The sequence below is a fragment of the Nonomuraea sp. NPDC048892 genome (assembly GCF_040649735.1).
Lineage (GTDB): Bacteria > Actinomycetota > Actinomycetes > Streptosporangiales > Streptosporangiaceae > Nonomuraea > Nonomuraea maheshkhaliensis.
Genome location: NZ_JBEZFZ010000010.1, coordinates 258652 through 278777, shown reverse-complemented (window position 1 = coordinate 278777; position 20126 = coordinate 258652). Strand labels below are relative to the sequence as shown.

The following is a 20126-nucleotide window of genomic DNA, read 5'->3' as shown; positions in this document are numbered from 1 at the left end:
GAACCGCAGCTCGACATGCCCGGGCCGGGCCGCCGTCAGCGGGCCGTCTTCGGCTCCGCCTGCTGACGTTCCACCCGGTGACGTTCCGCCCGCTCACGTGCCAGGCGGGCCCAGTGGGGCGAGCCGACGCGCCGGGCGACCTCGGCGGCGGCCTCGAAGTGCGCGGCCGCCGCGCCGGGGTCGCCCAGGAAGGCCGCCAGCTCGCCGAGCGTGTGATCCACCGGCCCGAGCGTCATGGACCCGGTGTGCAGGCCCGCCATCTCCCCGTGTACAGGCAGCAGCGAACGGTAGCACTCCGCCGCTGCGCCGCGCTCGCCCAGCCGGATCGCGTTCTCCGCGCGCAGCACCAGCATGATCTCCCAGTGCGAGCCCTCGAGCGGCGGCCGGTCCCGCCACGCGGCGCGCGCCTCGTCCAGCCGTCCCGCCGCCAGCAGCGCGCGCACGTACGGCTCGTCGAGCCCGCCGTCGTACCGCCCGCGCATCGCGGCCAGCTCGGCCACCGACTCCTGCGCCCGCCCGCACGCGATCCTGGCGCAGAACCTGCCGAGCACCCCCAGCGCGTCGGCGTGCGAGCCGCCGCCCTGCGCCATCTGCTCGGCCAGCGCCGTGTACGCCTGTTCCGCCCGCTCGAAGTGCCCCTCGACGAGCAGGCGCACCGCGTCGAGGATGCTCAGGATCGTCAGCGTGAGCCCGAGCTGGCCACTGGTCGAACGCTCGACCGCCCGGTCGGCGTGCCGCCTGGCCCCGGCCCAGTCGTTACGGCCCAGCGCGACCATGAGCAGCATGAAATGCCCGAGCGCCTGGTAGCCGAGCAGCCCCGCCGCCTCCGACACCTCCAGCAGCTCGCTCGCGACCCGTTCCAGCTCCTCGCGCCGGACCGGCCGCAGCAGCACCCAGTACCGCGCGTTGAACGCCATGCAGAGCAGCCGGGCGTCCCCCAGCTCGCGGGCGATCCGCACGGCCTCGGTGCCCGCGTCCTCGACGAGCTCCAGGTCGTCGGCCTCGATCTCGGCGGCCAGGGTGATCAGCAGCCGGCAGCGCAGTTCGCCCGGCTCGGCGGGCATCGTGCGCCGCACGGCCTCCACGACGTCGTGGTCGACGCCCATGTCCCGCTGGATCGTCCAGATCAGCGGCGCGTCGTAGGAGGTGACGGCGCGCGCGACGGCGAGGTCGTCGCCCATCCGCCTGGCCACCCCCAGCGCGCGGGCACGGGTGGCCAGCGCCGCCGCCACGTCGCCGTAATGGGCCTGCGCGGACACCAGCCGGCACAGCAGGTCGAGCAGCACCGGCCGGTCGGCGGCCGGGCCGAGGGCCTCCAGCGCCCTGGTCAGCAGGGTCGCCGCCTCCCGGTGGGCGTAGAGGGCCGAGGCGCGGTCGGCCGCTCTGATCGCGTACTCGGCCGCTCTTTCCGCCGTGGCGGTGGTGGCCGCGGCGAGCGCGTGGTGGGCGAGCGCGGCGACGTCCCCTTCGCGTACGTCCTGCAGCGCCGACAGCACCCGGCCGTGCAGCCGGGTACGCCGGAGCCTGGGGATGTCCTCGTAGAGGGCCTGCCTGACCAGGACATGGGTGAACCGCACGGTGCCAGGGGACGGCTCGCTCAGCAGCCCGGACAGGACCCCGGCCTCCAGGCCGTCCAGAACCGTGTCCTCGTCCGCGTCCGTCATGGCGATCAGGACGTCGGTGTCGGCCTGCCTGCCGACCACCGCCGCATTGCGCAGCGTGGTCTGCGCGGTGGCCGGCAGGCGCGCCACACGCAGCCTGATCAGGTCGCGGATGCCCGGCGGCAGCCGGTGGACCGCCACCGGCCCCTCGGCCGCGACCAGCCGGGCGGTCTCGGAGACGAACAACGGGTTGCCGCCGGTGCGGAGGGCGATCGTCGCGACGGTGTCCGCGTCCATCTCCAGGCCGGAACGTTCCCGTAGCAGCCGCGCGACGTCGTCTCGCGCCAGGCCGCCCAGGGTCAGGTTCTCGGCCGTGCAGACGGTCAGCGCCGCGCCCGTCGCGATCAGGTCGCCGGTGACCTCGTTCGTCCGGTACGTCATGAGCACCAGCACCGGCGTGTGCGCCAGCCGCGCCGCGAGGTGGCGCAGGAGCTGCAGGGTCTCCTCGTCGGCCCGGTGCGCGTCCTCCAGCGTGATCAGCAGCGGCCCCGGCACGTCCTCCAGGTAGTCGCCCACCGCCTGGGCCAGCCGGAACTGGCCGACCGGCGCGGCGTCGTCGGCCAGCAGCGGCGCGAGCCTGGCCGCCACGGCCGGGGCGGGCGGGTGGCCCGCGGACAGGTGGCGCAGGATCTCGCTCCACGCCCACGCGGGCGGCGCCCCGCCCTCGGTCTCCGGGCAGCGGCCCACGGCCGTCCGCCAGCCCGCACCGGCCAGGTCCCGCCGCAGCGCCTCGGCCAGGGTGGACTTGCCGGCGCCCGCCTCGCCGTCCAGCCGGGCCAGCCGGAACCCGGCCCGCGCCTGCTCGGCGGCGTTTTGCAGCCGGGCGAGCTCGGCCGCGCGCCCGATCGGCCCCGTCGCCGGCGTGGCGGGGAGGTCGTGTGGAGGCGTTTCCGGAAGGCCGTCAGGAAGGGTGCGCTGTGCCGGCGGTGGCGGGGGGACGGCGTGCAGGGTCTCGCGGTGGGCGAGGATGTCCGACTCCAGCGTGCGCAGCTCCGGCCCTGGATCCACGCCGAGCTCCTGGGCGAGCAGGGCACGGGTGCGCCTGATGGCGTCCAGCGCCTGCGCCTGCCGCCCCGAGCGGTAGTGGGCCAGCGCCAGCAGCCGCACCGCGTTCTCCCTGAGCGGGTGGGCGCCGACGTGGCGTTCCAGCGCCGGTACGGCCTCGGCGGGGCGGCCGAGCGCCAGGACGGCCTCGGCCCGGTACTCGGCGGCGACCAGCCGCAGCTCCTCCAGCTGGGCCGCCTGGGGCAGCGCCCATTCCTCGTCGGCGAACTCCCCGTACGCGCGGCCCGTCCACAACTCCGTCGCCTCGTCGAGGCGCTCCAGGGCGTCGGCGGGCTCTCCCGCACTGAGGCGGGCGGCGGCCGACTCCACCAGCCGGGGGAAGCGCCAGGCGTCGACCTGGTCGGCGTCCAGGCGGAGCAGGTAGCCGGGCGGGGCGCTCACCAGCACCCGCGCCGGGGTCCGCGGCGCGCGGCCGGGCTCCAGGACGCGGCGCAGGTGGGAGACGTACGCCTGCAACCCCGACAACGCCTTGGGCGGAGGCTGCCCCCGCCACAGGTCGTCGAGGAACCGGTCGGTGGACACCACGTGCCCGCTGGCGCACACCAGCCGGACCACGACGGCACGCTGCAGCGGCGTGCCCAGATCCACCGGATGTCCGGCCACCTCGGCCCGCACCTGGCCCAGCACCCGTAATCGCACCATCGCCGAGAAGCATAGGCCGCCTCCGATCACGCGACCAGATGGTCATCGGGGCCGGCCCGGGCCTGTGTCCCTGCCACCAGGCGCCTAGGCCGCGAGCGCCTGACGGGGGCAGCACGTTCGTGCCTGCCGGGGTGCCAAGGCCGCGCTTGTCGCCAGGCGCCAAGTTCACGCCAAGTCGCCACCCGCCGTCCGACAAGTCGCGCTGCCTACCTTGGCACGCGACAACACCGGCTCAGCAAGGCCGGTCTCCGCAAAAAGGGGGATGCCGTGAAAGGCGTCTACAAGGTCCTGGCCTACCTGATCGCGATCGAAGTGGCCGTACAGGCGTCGATGGTCGTGTGGTTCGAAGCCGGGCTCGGCCAGTACATCGGGGGCGGCGGGGTGATCGACAAGACGCTCGCCGAGAGCGGTGAGCTGCCGTTCCCCGAGTTCGCCGGCGTGATCGTGCACGCGCTCAACGGGATGTTCGCCATCCCGGTGCTCGCGCTGCTCCTGCTGATCTGCTCGTTCTGGGCGAAGATCCCCGGCGCGGTGAAGGCGGCCGGGCTGGTGGTGCTGCTCGTCGCGCTCCAGATCACCCTCGGCATCCTGGGCCACGACATCCCGCTCGCCGGAGCCGTCCACGGGATCAACGCGCTGCTGCTGTTCGCCGCGGCACTGTACGCGGCGCGGCGCGAGGCGGCCGCACGCGTGCCGGCCGCGCCGCAGGCGCAGGCCTCGGCCAGGTTCTGACATGCGCACCAGGCGTCTGGGCATCGCGGGCGCCGCCACCGTGGCCGTGCTCGGGCCGCTGCTGTGGCTCTGGCAGGACAGCCTGCTGCCGGAGACGTACTCGCTCATGGACATGGGGTACGCCGACTACGGCGGCGGCCCCTCGGCCCACGGCGGGCACGGCGGGCACGGCGGCCATGGCGGGCGTGACGTCACCCGGCTGGCCGCCGACGCGGAGCGGCCGGCCGACGTGGCCGTGACCATGGTCGCCCGCCAGGAGCGCTTCCGCCTGCCGTCCGGCCGGGACGCCGAGGGCTACACGCTCAACGGCGTCTCCCCCGGCCCGGTCGTCCGCGCGGTCCAGGGGCAGCTGGTCGAGGTGCGGCTGGTCAACGAGTCGGTGCCGGGCGGCATCACCCTGCACTGGCACGGCGTGGACGTGCCCAACGCCGCCGACGGCGTGGCCGGGGTCACTCAGGACGCGGTCGGCGTCGGCGAGCGGTTCACCTACCGGTTCGTCGCCGATCAGGCCGGCACCTTCTGGTACCACTCGCACCAGATGTCCCACGAGCAGGTGCGTGGGGGCCTGCTGGGGGCGGTGGTGGTCACGCCCAGGGCCGGCGCGGATGGACGGACCGAGGTCGTGGCGCTGACCCACCTCTACCAGGGGGTGCGCACGATCAACGGCTTCGAGGGCGACGTCCGCGTCGAGGCGCGGCCGGGCAGGCGGGCGCGGGTGCGGGTGATCAACACCGAGTACGGGCTCATGCCGGTCTGGGTGAGCGGGGCCCCGTACCGGCTGGCCGCCGTGGACGGCACGGAGCTCAACGGGCCCGCGCCGGTGCGGGACGCGGCCGTCGTGGTGGCCGCGGGCGGGCGGGCCGATCTGGAGGTGAGCATGCCGGCGGACGGCTCGCCGGTGCGGGTCCACCTGGGCGGGCCGGCCGGCGTGGTGCTCGGGTCGCGATCGTACGAGCTGCCGCCGATTCCCCGGCCGGCGGCGACGCTGGACCCGCTCACCTACGGCACCCCCGCGCGGCTCGCCTTCGACCCCAGCGTGCCCGACCGGCGCTTCGTCTACGACATGGGACGCCGTCCCGGTTTCCTGGACGGGGTGCCGGGGGTGTGGTGGACCGTCAACGGCCGCCTGTACCCCGACGTGCCGATGTTCCACGTGAGCGAGGGCGACGTGGTGCGGATGCGCATCTCCAACCACAGCGGAGAGGCCCATCCCATGCACCTGCACGGCCATCACGCGGTGGTGCTCAGCCGCGACGGCGTTCCCGCCGGCGGCAGCCCGTGGTGGGTGGACTCCCTGGAGGTCGGGTCGGGCCAGACGTACGAGATCGCGTTCGTCGCCGACAACCCGGGCCTGTGGATGGACCACTGCCACAACCTGCCGCACGCCTCGGAGGGGCTCACCGCGCACCTGATGTACGAGGGGGTCACCACCCCGTTCACGGTGGGTGGTCCGGCGGCGAACGAGCCGGAGTGAGGTCACCCCGGCCCGCGGGGCGGTCAAGATGTAGATGATGATCCGCGTGCACTCGGGCAGCTCGCGACCTCCCACGATCCCGCAGGAGGAGCGGCGGGCACCGTAGTAGTAGTTCTTGTCGTCCCAGAACAGGTTCGTCTCCACCTGGCGAGCACCGCCGGTGTCGTAGGCGTGGACACAAAAGGTGTGCAGATCGCTTTTCCCACCTGCGGAAACGCATGGCAGCGGGTCTGTTCACCTCCAAATCCGTCCACCGGCATCCACGATCGTCCAAGGCTGTTGCCGTCAACGTAGCCGTCAGGACGCATGTGGTCGTCAGCGATTCGGCGTCGTGACGCTCCTCCTCCTCCTCGGAGTAAAGGATTTACTACACTTCTGGGTGTGGAGTGGGAGATCCGCGTCACCAACGAGCTTCTGGCCTGGATCGACGCCCTGGACGAACCGTCCCGGGTGCAGGTCGTCGACGCCATCGACCGACTGGCCGAGGCCGGTCCGAGATCCGGATCTTGTTCGTGTTCGATCCGTGGCGCTCGGCCATCTTGCTGGTCGGCGGGGATAAGTCCGGTGACCGGTCGGGCTGGTATCGGCGGGCCATCCCCCACGCCGAAGAGCTGTACGCGAAGTATCTGGCCGAACGCGAGGCGGAGGAGAAGGACCGATGACGAATTTTCCCAAGTGGAGCGACGTTCGCGCCGACATCGTGGCCACCTCCGGCGGCGAGGAGGCCGTGGCTGAGGCCCGGCGGCGCAATCAGGCCTACATCGACGGCTACCGGCTGGCCGAACGGCGCAAGAGCCTGGGCCTGTCACAGACCGAGGTCGCTGACCTGATGGGAGTGACCAAGAGCCGGGTCTCCCAGATCGAACGCGGAGAGGTGTCCACCGTGGAGGCCATCGCCCGCTACGTACAGGCCCTCGGCGGGCAACTCCAGATCTCGGCCGTGTTCGGCGATGACCTGTACATCCTGCGCGGCACCGACACCCACGCCGCATAACTGGCGCTGCTATGTCCCTGACCCGGCGACCGCTCTCGAAGCGCCGGGTTTTCGCCTTCCACCCCCAGTCCTCGGCCCGTGCAGCATCGCCTTCGCCAAAGTCACCGAAGAGATCACGACCGGACGGCTCCCGCTCTTCGAGGAGGACACCGTCCCGGTCATCGCCCACTGGGCCTACGCCGGACAGAGATTCTCCCTAGGAGAACAACTCTTCGCCGCCGCACTGACCAGCACGTCCTTGCCCGCCTTCCCGACGAGCGGTGGGGGTGCCTCATGACTCGGCTTCTGCTCACGGCGGTCAGCCGCGCCCGCCGGTGAACGGCGCCTCGCCCTCCTTCAGCGGCCGAAACCGCAGCGCCGACCACACCTCGTCCACCGCCACCTGACCGTTGGGCCGCAGCCCGAACTCCCCCACGATCGGCCACAACGTGTCGCGGTTGATGTCGGACCGGTTGCCCTTGGGGTAGGCCACCCAGACGACGGCGGGTTCGGCGAGATGCGCGCGCTGCTCGCCGAGCAGGCGGCGGGCGGTCGCGGCGTCGGCGGCGAAGAACACCGCGACCCCGGCCTCCTTCAGCTCCGCGGTGTAGCGGGCCCCTTCGGGCAGCGGCTCCACCAGCGGGCGGCAGGCCGGGTCGGAGATCCAGAGCGTGGTCTCCGGCTTGACGAGCAGTTTGTCGGCGACGGTCTTGGCGGCCATGGTCAGGCCCTCTCGTAGGTCAGGTTCAGCACGCCGGTGCTGAAGGTGCCGGAACGGGTCAGCGTGAGCGGGAGGGTGCCGATCCCATCATCGAACAGGCGCTTGCCGGCGCCGAGCACGATGGGGTGCACGAGCAGGGTGAGCTCGTCCAGCAGGCCCTCGCGCAACATCCAGGCCACCAGGGAGACGCTGCCGGTGACGCCGACGTGCTTGCCCGGCCGCTCCTTGAGCCGGGTCAGCTCCTTGTGCGGGTCGCCGGCCAGGACGGTGGTGTTCTCCCAGGACGGAGTGGTCAGGGTGGTGGAGACGACGTACTTGGGCGCGGCGTTGAGCGTCGCCGCCATGGGGTCCTTGGTGGCGTCCTGGCGCGGCCAGTGCGCGGCGAAGACGTCGTACGTGCGCCGCCCGAGCAGCAGGGCGTCCGCGGCCTCCATCTGGGTGGCCACCACCTGGTTCATCTCGTCGTTCAGGTAGGGGAAGTGCCAGGTCTCCGGCGCCTCGGTGACACCGTCGAGGGAGATGAACAGGGTCGCGACGATCTTTCTCATGGGGACTCCACTCCTTGACAAATAGTTTTGTCCGGCGGACGGCCCCAACCCTTCCACCGACAAATCCGTTTGTCAAGGAAGCCCGTACCGGAAAGGATTGGACGTGCGCGGGCGCGGGCTTGTAGCTTGCCGTTGACCGTGACACCGCCCGAGGAGGTGAGTCCCATGAACGCTGTAGCGATGTGGGTGCTCCCCCTCCCCGTCACGGCCGGCGATTGACGTAGGTGTCGCCGGGAGCGCCTCGCCACCAAGGCACTCCCGAAAGGCACCACCATGAACGCTCCGCACTTCCCCGCCGGACCGCCGTCGGACGGCACGGCCGGGCCCGACGTCACCGATCACGCGTACGACGTGATCATCGCCGGATGCGGGCCCACCGGCGCGATGCTGGCCGCCGAGCTACGGCTGCACGACGTACGGGTCCTCGTCCTGGAGCAGGAGACCGAGCCCAAGTCGTTCGTCCGCATCGTCGGCCTGCACATGCGCAGCCTTGAGCTGATGGCCATGCGCGGCCTGCTGGACCGCCTGCTCGAACACGGGCGAAAGCGACCGGCCGCCGGATTCTTCGCCGCGATCGACAAACCCGCGCCCAAGAACCTGGACTCCGCGCACGCCTACCTGCTGGGCATCCCGCAGCCGGTCATCGAGCGCCTGCTCGAAGCGCACGCGACCGGACTCGGCGCGCACATCTGGCGCGGTCACGCGGTGACCGGGTTCGAACAGGACGACGCAGGCGTGACCGTTCAGGTGGCCGGCGGCGAACGGCTGCGTGCGCGCTATCTCGTCGGTTGCGACGGCGGGCGCAGCACGGTGCGCAAACTGCTCGGCGTCGGCTTCCCCGGCGAGCCCTCGCGGACCGAGACGCTGATGGGCGAGATGGCGGCGGGCGTGCCGCAGGAGGAGATCGCCGCCACGCTCACCGCACTGCGCGAGCTGCCGCACCCCTTCTGGATCCGTCCCTTCGGCCAGGGGGTTTACAGCGTCGTCGTCCCCGCCGGGGAGGTCGGCGACCGCGCGGAACCGCCCACTTTGGAGGATTTCCGGCGGCGGCTGCGCGCCGTTGCCGGAACCGACTTCGGCGTGCACTCCCCGCGCTGGCTGTCCCGCTTCGGCGACGCCACCCGGCTGGCCGAACGCTACCGGGACGGCCGGGTGCTGCTGGCCGGCGACGCGGCGCACATCCATCCGCCCATCGGCGGGCAGGGGCTCAACCTCGGCGTTCAGGACGCGGTCAACCTCGGCTGGAAGCTGGCCGGGCGGATCCGGGGCTGGGCGCCTGCGTCACTGCTGGACACCTACCAGGCCGAACGCCGCCCGGTCGCCGAGGACGTGCTGGACAACACCCGCGCCCAGGCGGAACTGCTGTCCCCCGGGCACGGCCCGCGGGCCGTGCGCCGGCTGCTCACCGAACTGATGGACTACGACGAGGTGAACCGCCACCTGATCGAGAAGATCGCCGCGATCGGCGTCCGCTACGACTTCGGCCCCGGCCCCGGCCTGCTCGGTCGCCGGTTGCCCGATCTCGACGTGAAACAGGGCCGGCTCTACGATCTGCTGCGCCGAGGTCGCGGCCTGCTGCTGGATCGCACCGAACGCATGACCACGGACGGCTGGTCGGACCGGGTCGACCACGTCGCGGATCCGACCGCGTCCGTGGATCATCCGTGCGTCCTGCTCCGCCCAGATGGCCATGTGGCCTGGGTCGGCGACGATCAGCAGGGCCTGGACGAGCAGCTCTCCCGCTGGTTCGGCAACCCCACTGGTTGAGGCCGTCAGGGAAGCCTCATCGCGCCGGCGCCTCCTGGCCCGGCGCGGTGACGGCCGCGGCACCCCCGGCGGCGCTTACCGTGGCGGCACTCGCGGTGGCGCCCAGGATGGCCAGGCAGTTCGCCCACAGCAGGTCGAGGCGCCCGGTGTCGTTGTAGAGCTTGGCGAAGAGCACCTGACCCTCAAGCTGGGCGACCACGGACCGCGCGGCCTCGCGGGTGTCGGCGACGGTGACCTCGCCGCGCTCCCTGGCCTCGGTGACGACCTCGTCCACCAGGTCGACCTGCGCGCCGAAGATCTGCTGCAGGCGTACGCGGAGGGCTTCGGTCTGGTTGCTCATCTCCAGGGTCAGGTTGCCGAACAGGCAGCCGGAGACGGTGCCGCAGCTCTGCTGCCCGGCGTGCTGGACGGCCTGGGTCGCCTCGAACAGCCGGCGCAGCCGCTGGAGCGGCGGATCGTCGCTGCGCAGGATGCGCTCCCAGTCGCCGCGCTGGACGGCCCAGTGTTCGTCGATGACCGCCAGGGCGAGATCCTCCTTTGAGGCGAAAAAGTAGTAGAAACTACCCTTCGGCACTCCGGCCGCCTTGCAGATCTCGGCCACGCCCAGCGCGGAGTAACCACGCAGCTCGATGAGTGTCTGCGCGGCGCTGAGGATCCTCTCCTTGGCGTCACTCGTTCGTCCCATATTGCTAGTGTACGACCGGTCGTCTACTTTTACTGGACCGGTCGACTATCGAACCGTCCGGTCACAGGCCGTCGGAGAGGCTCCAGGCGGAGACGACCTCCACATGCCGCAGCCCGCCCACTGCCGCGATGTGACGGAACCACGCCGCGCACTCCGGCACCGAGTTGACCTCCCGCGCGGCCTCCTCGGCCTCGGCCCGGCTGCGCCACAGGATCACGTCCAGCCACTCGCCGTCGTCGCCCTTGGTCAGATAGGCGGCCAGGCACGCGGGGAAGCGCCGCCGCAACGCCGCCACCATCTCCGGCCGTTCGGCCACCAAGGCGCCCTCGGCCCCCTCGCGCACCCCGAACCGGGCCAGTTCGATCGTCATGCCCGGCGAGGACCGAAGCCCGTCCGCTGTCATCATGCTTCCCTCCGTGGGTGTCAGCCCACATAAGCCTAAAACCCACATTGAGTGGATCATGAACGGGTGTTTCCGCTGATTGGCGGCCGATGAAGCGCGAGGTTGAGGAACCGGCGGACGGCCGTTATCGATGAGAACGATCTTGCTGGGGCACCCCCCAGGGCGGAAGCGGGCTGCGGGTGGGATGGCTGTTGGCCAGCGTCCCGCGGGTACCGCGTAGGCGGTGGAGCGGCCGAATTTGAGGGTGCGGGCAGCCTCGGTGACCGAGACATCGTCGTCGACCAGGCGGCGTAGTGTGGCCAGCTCGGCGGGGCCGATGACGCGCGGCCGACCGGTCTTCTTCTTGCCTGGCAGCATGGCACCGGTGGCCTCGCGGCGCCTGGCGGCGGCGATTCCCTCGGCCTGGCGCTCGGCGCGCAGCTCCAGCTCGTATTCCGCGGCCGCGGCCAGGACCGCGAACATGAGAAACCTCTATCCAGAAAACGCCGCGGCACAGCGCGCTCGCGCACGAGGCGGCCCGGCCGGCACTCCCGGGCAGCGACACGCGTGGGCGCGCCGTACAGACGAGGTCTGTTAATCACGACATAGCATGACCCGATGGGCAGTTCCCGGCTCTCCACAGATGCGCGGCAGCGGCGCAGTTCCGAGATGCGCGCATTCCTCCGGTCGCGGCGAGCCCGGGTGATGCCCGCTGACGTGGGCATGCCGGCAGGCGAGGGCCGCCGTACGCCCGGGCTGCGGCGGGAGGAGGTGGCGGTGCTCGCCGGCGTAGGAGTGTCCTGGTACACCTGGCTCGAGCAGGGACGCGACATCAACGTCTCCGCCGACGTCCTGGACGCCATCGCCAGGGTGCTGCGCCTGGAGCCCGCAGAGCGCGAGCACCTGTACCTCCTCGCCGGCCTCAACCCGCCGCAGGCGGCGCCGTCCGAAGGACGGGTCCCCGATGCCGTGCGGCGGCTGCTGGAGGGCTGGCTGCCGCGGCCCGCGTACGTCATCGACCGGCACTGGAACGTCCTCGCGGTCAACCGCGCGGCGGAGATCGTGTTTCAGTGCAACGAGTACGACCACAACTGCCTGGTCAGCTTCTTCACCAACGCCCGCTATCGTGCGGCAGTCGTGGACTGGCACGACGCGGCGCGAGCGATGGTCGGCCTGTTCCGGGCGGACGCCGCCCGCTACCCCGACGATCCCGAATTCGGCCGCCTGGCCGCGGACATGTGTGCCGCGAGCCCCGCCTTCGCCGAGATTTGGGCGGAACTCCCCGTGGGTGGTCCCACTCACGGCACCAAGGCCCTGGAGATTACCGGCCTGGGGACGCTTACCTTCGAGGCCACCACTCTGCCGCTGCCCGAACTGCCCGGCCACCGCCTGTGGCTGCACACCCCCGCGCCTGGGACGGGAACGGGGGCCCTGCTGGAGCGCTTGGTGGTGGTGTCAGACCCAGGTTCAGCCAACACTGGCGAGTAAGCTCCCGCCGCTCGAGGATCGTCGGTATGAAGCGATTCACGAACAAGACAGTTCTGATCACCGGCGGCACCAGCGGCATCGGGTTCGCGACCGCGCGCAGGCTTCTCGATGAGGGCGCGTACGTCGTCATCACCGGTCGCGACCAGGTCCGCCTCGACGCCGCGGCAGAACTCCTGGGCTCCGAGCGGGTCCTGTCCGTCCGCGCGGACGTCAGCGTTGACGCCGACCTCGATCTCCTCGTGCGGCGCGTCGAGACCTGGCGCGGTGCCCTCGACGCGGTCTTCGCCAATGCCGGTATTGCGGACTTCAGGCCGGAGTTCACCCCGAAGGACTTCGACCACACCGTCGGAATCAACTTCAAGGGAGTGTTCTTCACGATCCAAAAGGCGCTGCCGCTGATGGGCGACGGAGGCGCCGTCGTCATCAACGCATCCTGGACCCTGCACCGGGGCCTCCCGGCGGCCTCGATCTACGCCGCTAGCAAGGCTGCCGTGCACAATCTCGCCCGCACGCTCGGCACCGACCTCGCGCCGCGTGGCATCCGCGTCAACTCCGTCAGTCCCGGCTACATCGAGACCGAGATGTACCGGTCCGCCATCAACCCCGACGTGGAGGCCCGCATCCTGGCGGAGGTGCCGCTCGGCTCGCTCGGCCATCCGGACGATGTCGCCGCTGCCGTCGCCTTCCTGGTCTCGGACGACGCGTCGTACATCACCGGTCAGGACCTCGTTATCGACGGCGGCCTCGTGGGAGCGGCGCCCCTCGGGCTGCGCCTTTGACAGCCCTACAACAGCCGTAGCAGGCCCACCGCTACGCCGCCTCGGACAGGGTGGTGAAGTCGATCTCGGGCAGGTCGGGGTCGAGTCGTCGGGACGCAGCCGTATCACGTCGGTCGCGTACAGGCCGAACCGGCTGATGTGCGCGGTCAGGTAGGGCGACAGCTGCGCGACGTCCTCGGCGCCGATCTCCCAGCCCTCCGACAGAAGCTGGCGCACCACCTCCATGGTGACGTGACCCGCTCCGGCGGGATTCGCGCAGGTCAACGTAGCCGAATCCGGCACACACGCCGTCCGGTTTTTGACGATTGTCGACCGGTCGTCTACTGTCATAGACGACCGGTCGGCTAAGCGGCCGTCAGCAGAAACATCGAAGAAGGTCATCATGAACCACCAGGGTCAGAAGGTCGCGCTCATCACCGGCGCGTCGCAGGGCATCGGAGCCGGCCTCGTCGAGGCGTACCGCCGGCTCGGTTACGCCGTCGTCGCGATCTCCCGCACGATCGCCGCCCCCGACGACCCCGGCATCGTCGCAGTGCAGGGCGACGTCGCCGACCGCGCCACCGCCGAACGGGCGGCGAAGGCGGCCGTCGAACGGTTCGGCCGGGTCGACACCCTGGTCAACAACGCGGGCATCTTCGTCGCCAAGCCGTTCACCGACTACACCGCCGACGACTACGCCGCCGTGACCGCGGTGAACCTCGACGGCTTCTTCCACATCACCCAGCTCGCCGTCGAGCACATGCTCGCCCAGGGCGGCGGCCACATCGTCAACATCACCACCAGCCTGGTCGACAACCCCGACTCGCGCGTCCCGTCCGTGCTGGCCGCGCTGTCCAAGGGCGGCCTCCAGGCCGCCACCAGGTCGCTGGCCATCGAGTACGCCACGCGCGGCATCCGCGTCAACGCCGTCTCGCCGGGCACCATCGCCACCCCCATGCACCCGCGAGAGACGCACGACGCCCTCGCGGCGCTGCAGCCGATGGGCCGGCTGGGAGAGACGAAGGACATCGTGGACGCGGTCGTCTACCTGGAGAACGCTCCCTTCGTCACCGGCGAGATCCTGCACGTCGACGGCGGCGTCAGTGCCGGCCACTGACGCGATGACGAGCGAGAACGACCGGGAGACGGTCCTGCGCGGCGTACTCGACCGGTGGAAGGCCGGCGTGGACGCGCACGAACCCGAGCGGGTCGCGGCCCTGTTCACCGACGACGCCATCTTCCAGGGCCTGCGCCCCTACAGCGTCGGGCGGCCCGGCGTCGCCGCCTACTACGACTCCCAGCCGCCCGGCCTGACGGCCGCGTACCGGATCCTGGAGACCAGGGATCTGGCCGCCGGCCTCGTCCTCGGCTACCTGGCCGTCGAGTTCTCCTTCACCGACCGTCCGTCCCTCCACGTCAACCTCGGCGTGCTGGTTCGACGCGCCGGGGCGGACTGGCTCATCGCCCACTACCAGGTCTCCCAGCTCGGCTGAGGCAGGCCGGGAGTCAGGCGTGCGGCGCGCCGGACCGTTCGATCAGCTCCGTCATCGCCTGCTGGAAGTCGCGGCGCCGCCGCTGGCTCCAGCCCTCCGTCAGCCGGTCGAAGACCTGCTCCTGCCAGTCATGGGCCTGATCCAGCAGGACGCGGCCGGCTGGCGTGAGCGCCGCCTGACGCTGCCGCCCGTCCGCCTCCGAAGCCCGCATGGCCAGGTGTCCGGCCGAGGTCGCGGCCTTGACCAGGCGCGACGCGCCGCTCTGGTCGATGCCGATCTCCTGGGCCACGGCGTTGACCGTCGCCGCGGCCCCCCGCAGGGTCAGCGCGTGGACGGCCTCGGCGACGAGCACGAGCCGGCCGTGCTCGGCCAGGACGCCGTCACCGGCCGGCGGCCGGCGCGACCAGTACCGGACGAACGCGAACAACGCCTGCCCAGGCCCTGGCGCGCTCATTCCGTGGCCGCCATCGCCTCACAGAGCCCGGCCAGCTCCAGCGCCTGCCGGAGATCCGGCAGCCGGAGCGCGGCGGTCACCTTTCCGCCGCGCACCCGGAACACCGTCGCCACCCGCGTCGAGGCCGGCGAACCCGGCCAGGAGGCGTCCTGCTCCACGACCATGAGACGTTCGCCGACCGGGTGCCACGATCGCGGGCGCAACGTGATCCCCGAGCGTTCCACCCACTCCGCGAACTGCGCGGGCGTGATCGCTCCCGCCCCCTTCGGGCCGAGGACGACGATCGGATCACCGACCGCCCGCGCCGAACGTTCCAGGTCACCCTCGTTCACGCTCGCGTGCCACTCGCCGATGACCGCTTCCAGTACCGGTTCCATCCCCCAAGTGTATGCGAAACGCATACATACCGCGTGAGGGGTCAGGTGGCGGGCGGGGTGGCGATCCGCCGGGCGGCCTCGACCACGGCGGCGCGGCGGCGGGCGGCCTCCGCCTCGTCGGAGGCGTCTCCGCCGGACAACATGCGGGCGATCTGCGGCGCCGCCGACCAGTAGCTCGACAGGGAGATGATCAGGAAGACCAGGTGGGCCGGCGCGATGGCGTCGTCGATCAGCCCGGCCCGCTGCGCCGCAGCCACGGCCGCGGCCTTGCCGGCGTAGAGCTCGGTGCGCGCCAGCTCGTCCGGGATGCCGCCGGTGTCCGACAACCCCTCCCACAGCACCAGCCGGGCCAGGTCGGGGTTGGCCCGCTGGTAGTCGAACGTCCGGCCGGCGAACTCGCCAACGTCCGCGGGGCTGGTGATGACCAGCGGCACGGAGTTGGCGATCTTGTCCAGTTCGCTGCTGATCACCGCCGAGAACAGCTTCGCCTTGTCGCCGAAGTAGTTGTAGACCCGCTCGCGATTGACCTGGGCGCGCTTGGCGATCCGGTCGACGGTCGTGCCCTCCTGGCCGTGCTGGGCGAACTCGGCCAGCGCCGCCTCGTAGATGCGGCGTTTCGTTCCCTCGACGTCCCAAGCCATGCGGACATCGTACCAACACCAACGTTGCAGTTGGAATCGTGCCGGGTTACAGTGGAGACGAAACAGCAACACGAGCGTTGGAGTTTCGCGGCGCGGACGACGCCGGCTCCTGCGCCATCAGCACGATCCGATCGAACGCCTCCATCTCCGGGAGCATGACCATGACTGGCAAGACCGTACTCATCACCGGTGCGACCAGTGGCGTCGGCGCGAGCGCCGCCCGGTTGCTGCTCGGCCGCGGACACCGCGTGACCGTCACCGGCCGCGACGAAGGCAAGCTCAAGTCCTTCCTGGACGAGACCGGCCACCCCGACCGGCTGCTCGGTCTCGTCTCCGACGCGGCCGACTGGGAGGCCACCCAGGACGCCGTGGCCCGCACCGTGGAGCGCTTCGGCGGCCTGGACGCCGCGGTGGCCAACGCCGGGTTCGCCTCCGCCGACCACCTGAGCACCGCGGGCTCGACCATCTTCGACGGCGACCCGGCTCTGTGGCCGCCGATGATCCTCACCAACGTGCTCGGCCCGGCCCTGCTGGCCAGGGCCGCCCTGCCCCACCTTGAGGCCGGCGGCGGGCGGCTGGTGCTCGTCGGCAGTGTCGTCGGGCTGAAGAACGCCCCGGCCAACCTCTACTCGGCCACCAAGTGGGCGGTCACCGGGCTCGCCGAGAACCTGCGCATGTACGCCACCACCCGCGGCGTCGGCGTCACCCTCGTCAACCCCGGCATGATCGACACCCCCTTCTGGCAGGACAACGCCCTCCCCGCCTACGCCCTGGCGCCCGAGCCCGTCGCCGAGGCCATCTGCTACGCCCTCGACCAGCCGGCGGGCGTCGACGTCAATACCGTGACCGTCCGGCCGATCGGGCAGCCCAACTGACCGGAGCGCCGGCGAGATATCCGGGTGCGCCGGGCCGAGGGGCTGGTGTCTGATCGAGGGCATGACGATCGAGATGGGCACGCCCGAGGCCGGGCGGCTCGGCGAAGTGACGCGGGTCCTGGCGGAGTGGCAGCACGACGACGTGCCCGTGCAGGTGCATCCGGGCGACATCGGGTGGTTCTGGCGGTTCGGCGCGGAGCGTACGGCGCAGGCCACCCGGACCTGGAGCCGGGGCGCAGAGCTGTTGGCGGTCGGGCTGCTGGACGGCCCCGACCTGCTGCGGCTGGCGTTCGCGCCGGGAACGCTGCGCGACGAGGAGCTGGCCCGGCGGGTGGCCGCGGACGCGTCGGCGCCCGGGAGCGGCGTGCTGCCCGCCGGCAAGGTGTACGTCGAGGCGCCGGCCGAGGCCCTGGTCAGGGATGTGCTGGCCGAGGACGGCTGGCGGGGCGGCGAAGCGTGGACGCTGCTCCGGCTCGACCTCGGCGCCTCCGTGCCCGATCCCGGCGTCTCCATCGAGGAGATCGGGCCGGAGCAGGCGCATGAGTGGGCCGCGGTCGTGCGGGCGTCGTTCGACGCCTCGACGTTCACCGGCGAACGCTGGCACGCGCTGGCGGCGGGCGCGCCGTACGCGGACGCCCGCTGCCTGCTCGCCCGCGACGAGCAGGCGCGGGCGGTGGCGGCCGTGGCGGTGTGGTCGGCCGGCGCGGGCAGGATCGGCCTGATCGAGCCGCTGGGCGTGCACCGGGACCACCGCGGCCACGGCCACGGCCGGGCGATCACTCACGCGGCGGCCCGCGCGCTGCGGGACTTGGGCTCGTCCAGCGTCGCGGTCTACACCCCGAGCGCCAACACCGGCGGCGTCGCCACCTACCTCTCGGCCGGAATGGAGCGGGTGTCGGAAAGGCTGGATCTGTACCGCGACACTCCTTGACGCCCGGCCCTGTTCACGACTCCAGGAAGTGCAGCACCGCCAGCACCCGGCGGCTGTAGCCGGTCGTGTGCGACAGGCCGAGCTTGTCGAACAGCGAGTTGACGTGCTTCTCCACCGCGCTCTGCGACACGTGCAGGGACTGGGCGATCGAGGCGTTGGTCAGTCCCTGCGCCATCCGCTCCAGCACCTCGCGCTCGCGCCCCGTCAGCCGGGCCAGCGGATCCACCTGCGTGGTACGCGCCAGCAGCTGCCGCACCACCTCGGGGTCGAACGCCGCCCCGCCCGCGCCGACCCGTTCGAGCGCGTCCAGGAAGTCGCCCACCTGGCCCACCCGGTCCTTCAGCAGGTAGCCGACGCCCTCGACGTCGGAGCTCATCAGCTCGGTGGCGTAGCGCTTCTCCACGTACTGCGACAGCACCAGCACCTTGATCTCCGGCCAGCGCCGGCGGATCTCCAGCGCGGCCCGCAGCCCTTCGTCGGTGTGGGTGGGCGGCATGCGTACGTCCACGACCACGATGTCCGGCCGATGCTCGGCCACCGCCGTCACCAGCGCCTGCCCGTCGCCCACGGCGGCCGGCACCTCGTGGCCCTCCTCCAGCAGCAGCCGGATCAGGCCCTCGCGCAGCAACGTCGAGTCCTCGGCCAGGATCACCCGCACGGGAGCACCGCCGTGACCACCGTCGGCCCGCCCGCCGGGCTGCTGACCTCGAACCGGCCGTCCAGCGCCGCCACCCGCCTGGCCAGCCCCGACAGGCCGCCGCCGGACGCCCGCGCGCCCCCCGCGCCGTCGTCGCGCACGCGTACGGCCACCGCCCCGTCCTCCTGTTCCACCTCGACCGTGATGAGCGCGGCCCCGGCGTGCTTGGCCGCGTTCGTCACCGCCTCGCACACCACGAAGTACGCCGCCGTCTCCACCGCCATGGGCGGCCGCTCTCCGAGCCGGCAGTCCACCTTGACCGGCACGCTGGAGCGCTCGGCCACGCCGGCCAGCGCCTCGCCGAGCCCGAGTGAGTCCAGCCCGCTCGGGTAGGCCCGCCAGGCCACCTCGCGCAGCTCGGCCAGCGCCTGCTGCGCCTCCTGGTGGGCCTGCGCGAGCAGCTCGGGGCGGCCACGCAGCGAGCGGCCGATGAGCATCGACAGCCCCACCAGCCGCTGCTGGAGCCCGTCGTGCAGGTCGCGTTCGATCCGGCGGCGTTCGGCGTCCACCGCGGCCACGATGCCCGCCCTGCTCTCGGCCAGCTCGGCGATGCGCCGCTCCAGCGCCTCGGTCGGGTCGGGGCCCAGCAGGCGCAGCGCCAGGCGGCGCTCCAGCGCGTGCACCCCGGCCAGGCCCGACAGCACCAGGAAGAGCGTCACGAACCCGGCCAGGGACAGGTACGCCACCAGCGGCGCCGTGGGCAGCATGCCGTCGAACGGCTCGCCCGTGCCCCACGCCGCCACGATCTGGACGGCGGTCCAGGCGCCCCAGGCCAGCAAGAGCAGCACCAGCCCGCCGAGCACCCCGATCGGCGCCCGCGCGGCCAGGTAGCCGGCCGCCCTGCGGCCCTCGCGGTGGTCCAGCACGTCCAACGTGGCCGGGTCCAGGCGCAGGCGCCACGCCTCCAGCCGGGCCAGCCGCCGCGCCGACGCCCGTACGTTGGGATTGCCCAGGAACGGCAGCGTCAGCACCAGGAAGGCCAGCTCGACCGGCGCGGTGAGCGCGCCCAGCGCCACCGCTCCGGCCGTGATGCCGCCCGCCGCGCCGGCCCCGCGCAACCCGTCAAGGGCGGTTCGCATGCCTCCCCTTACGCCGCTCGGCCAGCCGGACGCCGACGAAGACGACGATCGCCAGCACCACGAGGCCGATCACCACGTAGGTACCGATGCCCACGTAGGACTCCACCAGCTCCCACTTCTCGCCCAGCCAGTAGCCGGCCATCACGAAGATGGTGTTCCAGATGAGGCTGCCGGCCGTGGTCAGCAGCGTGAACGTCATGACGGGCATCCGCTCGACGCCCGCCGGGATGGAGATGAGGCTGCGGAAGATGGGGATCATCCGCCCGAAGAAGACGGTCTTGCGGCCGTGGCGCTGGAACCACGCCTCGGTCTTCTCGATGTCGGAGGTCTTGACCAGGGGAAGCTTGGCGGCGATGGCCAGGGTGCGCTCACGGCCCAGCAGCGCTCCGACCCAGTACAGCGCGAGCGCGCCGATCACCGAGCCGAGCGTCGTGCACACCAGGACGTCGAGGAGATCCATCTCGCCCCTGCTGGCGGTGAAGCCCGACAGTGGCAGGATCACCTCACTAGGAAGGGGCGGAAACAGGTTCTCCAGGGCGATGGCGAGCCCGGCGCCGGGGGCGCCCAGGCTCTCCATCAGTCCAACCAGCCAGTCAGTCATGAGATCAAGGCTATGAATAATCGGGGAACGTGCGGAATGAGGCGGCTGCCCGTATGACACTGTGGTAAACCCCACCCCATCC

General features: G+C 71.8%; 22 protein-coding genes. 11 read left to right on the top strand and 11 right to left on the bottom strand.

The features are described from left to right. Positions 1-35: 35 nt before the first annotated feature. Positions 36-3368, bottom strand: a complete 3333-nt coding sequence (locus tag AB0C28_RS31250; protein ID WP_358079533.1) for a BTAD domain-containing putative transcriptional regulator — start codon at positions 3366-3368, stop codon at positions 36-38. 267 nt (positions 3369-3635) lie between these two features. Between AB0C28_RS31250 and AB0C28_RS31245 the strand changes: the two genes are divergently transcribed. The 4 genes from AB0C28_RS31245 to AB0C28_RS31230 all read left to right on the top strand — a co-directional run bounded on the left by AB0C28_RS31245 (position 3636) and on the right by AB0C28_RS31230 (position 6568). Continuing rightward, on the top strand, positions 3636-4100 hold the full coding sequence (locus tag AB0C28_RS31245) for a hypothetical protein (RefSeq protein ID WP_357860805.1): 465 nt from the start codon (positions 3636-3638) through the stop codon (positions 4098-4100). A gap of 1 nt (position 4101) precedes the next feature. After that, complete coding sequence (locus AB0C28_RS31240; RefSeq protein ID WP_358079531.1) at positions 4102-5574, top strand: multicopper oxidase family protein; 1473 nt, start codon at positions 4102-4104, stop codon at positions 5572-5574. Positions 5575-6086: 512 nt separating this feature from the next. Beyond that, complete coding sequence (locus tag AB0C28_RS31235; protein WP_357860814.1) at positions 6087-6236, top strand: hypothetical protein; 150 nt, start codon at positions 6087-6089, stop codon at positions 6234-6236. Next, positions 6233-6568: a helix-turn-helix transcriptional regulator gene (locus tag AB0C28_RS31230; RefSeq protein WP_357860817.1), complete on the top strand. Its 336-nt coding sequence runs from the start codon at positions 6233-6235 to the stop codon at positions 6566-6568. Before AB0C28_RS31235 ends, AB0C28_RS31230 begins: the two co-directional genes overlap by 4 nt. A 298-nt stretch (positions 6569-6866) precedes the next feature. Here the strand turns inward: AB0C28_RS31230 and AB0C28_RS31225 are convergent, their stop codons facing one another. Together AB0C28_RS31225 and AB0C28_RS31220 are read right to left on the bottom strand one after the other, a co-directional pair. After that, complete coding sequence (locus tag AB0C28_RS31225; protein ID WP_358079529.1) at positions 6867-7268, bottom strand: hypothetical protein; 402 nt, start codon at positions 7266-7268, stop codon at positions 6867-6869. Between the two features lie 2 nt (positions 7269-7270). Beyond that, positions 7271-7816, bottom strand: coding sequence for a dihydrofolate reductase family protein (locus tag AB0C28_RS31220; protein WP_357860823.1), 546 nt, complete (start codon positions 7814-7816; stop codon positions 7271-7273). A gap of 273 nt (positions 7817-8089) precedes the next feature. Here AB0C28_RS31220 and AB0C28_RS31215 point away from each other — a divergent pair, with 273 nt between their 5' ends. Next, the gene (locus AB0C28_RS31215; RefSeq protein WP_358079527.1) at positions 8090-9583 is read left to right on the top strand and encodes an FAD-dependent monooxygenase; all 1494 of its coding nucleotides are present in this window, start codon (positions 8090-8092) and stop codon (positions 9581-9583) included. Positions 9584-9599: 16 nt separating this feature from the next. Here the strand turns inward: AB0C28_RS31215 and AB0C28_RS31210 are convergent, their stop codons facing one another. Then, a complete protein-coding gene (locus AB0C28_RS31210) occupies positions 9600-10268 on the bottom strand; it encodes a TetR/AcrR family transcriptional regulator (RefSeq protein WP_358079525.1) in 669 nt (222 codons plus the stop codon). Between the two features lie 61 nt (positions 10269-10329). Beyond that, complete coding sequence (locus tag AB0C28_RS31205) at positions 10330-11133, bottom strand: hypothetical protein (RefSeq protein ID WP_358079523.1); 804 nt, start codon at positions 11131-11133, stop codon at positions 10330-10332. A 135-nt stretch (positions 11134-11268) separates the two neighbouring features. Between AB0C28_RS31205 and AB0C28_RS31200 the strand changes: the two genes are divergently transcribed. The 4 genes from AB0C28_RS31200 (at position 11269) to AB0C28_RS31185 (ending at position 14389) form a co-directional block, all read left to right on the top strand. Then, positions 11269-12138 (top strand): helix-turn-helix transcriptional regulator, encoded by an 870-nt coding sequence (locus AB0C28_RS31200; protein ID WP_358079521.1) that lies wholly within the window; start codon positions 11269-11271, stop codon positions 12136-12138. A 26-nt stretch (positions 12139-12164) separates the two neighbouring features. Beyond that, entirely contained in the window at positions 12165-12917 is a 753-nt protein-coding gene (locus AB0C28_RS31195; protein ID WP_358079519.1) for an SDR family oxidoreductase, read from the top strand. Between the two features lie 382 nt (positions 12918-13299). Further along, on the top strand, positions 13300-14013 hold the full coding sequence (locus AB0C28_RS31190; protein WP_357860842.1) for an SDR family oxidoreductase: 714 nt from the start codon (positions 13300-13302) through the stop codon (positions 14011-14013). 4 nt (positions 14014-14017) lie between these two features. Beyond that, on the top strand, positions 14018-14389 hold the full coding sequence (locus AB0C28_RS31185; protein ID WP_358079517.1) for a hypothetical protein: 372 nt from the start codon (positions 14018-14020) through the stop codon (positions 14387-14389). Positions 14390-14402: 13 nt separating this feature from the next. Here AB0C28_RS31185 and AB0C28_RS31180 read toward each other — a convergent pair whose 3' ends face one another. Genes AB0C28_RS31180 through AB0C28_RS31170 form a run of 3 tightly spaced genes read right to left on the bottom strand, consistent with a single transcriptional unit; the run spans position 14403 to position 15861 of the window. After that, complete coding sequence (locus AB0C28_RS31180; RefSeq protein WP_358079515.1) at positions 14403-14843, bottom strand: MarR family winged helix-turn-helix transcriptional regulator; 441 nt, start codon at positions 14841-14843, stop codon at positions 14403-14405. Continuing rightward, entirely contained in the window at positions 14840-15220 is a 381-nt protein-coding gene (locus tag AB0C28_RS31175) for a nuclear transport factor 2 family protein (protein WP_357860851.1), read from the bottom strand. The genes AB0C28_RS31180 and AB0C28_RS31175 overlap by 4 nt, the downstream gene beginning before the upstream one ends. Positions 15221-15261: 41 nt before the next feature. After that, on the bottom strand, positions 15262-15861 hold the full coding sequence (locus AB0C28_RS31170; protein ID WP_357860854.1) for a TetR family transcriptional regulator: 600 nt from the start codon (positions 15859-15861) through the stop codon (positions 15262-15264). Between the two features lie 161 nt (positions 15862-16022). Here AB0C28_RS31170 and AB0C28_RS31165 point away from each other — a divergent pair, with 161 nt between their 5' ends. Further along, complete coding sequence (locus tag AB0C28_RS31165; protein WP_358079513.1) at positions 16023-16736, top strand: SDR family NAD(P)-dependent oxidoreductase; 714 nt, start codon at positions 16023-16025, stop codon at positions 16734-16736. Between the two features lie 61 nt (positions 16737-16797). Further along, the gene (locus AB0C28_RS31160; RefSeq protein WP_358079511.1) at positions 16798-17667 is read left to right on the top strand and encodes a GNAT family N-acetyltransferase; all 870 of its coding nucleotides are present in this window, start codon (positions 16798-16800) and stop codon (positions 17665-17667) included. Positions 17668-17680: 13 nt separating this feature from the next. On the opposite strand, the gene AB0C28_RS31155 is transcribed toward AB0C28_RS31160, so the two are convergent. From AB0C28_RS31155 to AB0C28_RS31145, 3 genes are read right to left on the bottom strand one after another with little or no spacing between them, the layout of a single operon-like run. Further along, positions 17681-18325, bottom strand: a complete 645-nt coding sequence (locus tag AB0C28_RS31155) for a response regulator transcription factor (protein ID WP_358079509.1) — start codon at positions 18323-18325, stop codon at positions 17681-17683. Then, positions 18316-19443, bottom strand: a complete 1128-nt coding sequence (locus AB0C28_RS31150; protein WP_358079506.1) for a histidine kinase — start codon at positions 19441-19443, stop codon at positions 18316-18318. Before AB0C28_RS31150 ends, AB0C28_RS31155 begins: the two co-directional genes overlap by 10 nt. Next, positions 19427-20044, bottom strand: coding sequence for a DedA family protein (locus AB0C28_RS31145; RefSeq protein ID WP_357860868.1), 618 nt, complete (start codon positions 20042-20044; stop codon positions 19427-19429). Before AB0C28_RS31145 ends, AB0C28_RS31150 begins: the two co-directional genes overlap by 17 nt. Positions 20045-20126: the final 82 nt, after the last annotated feature.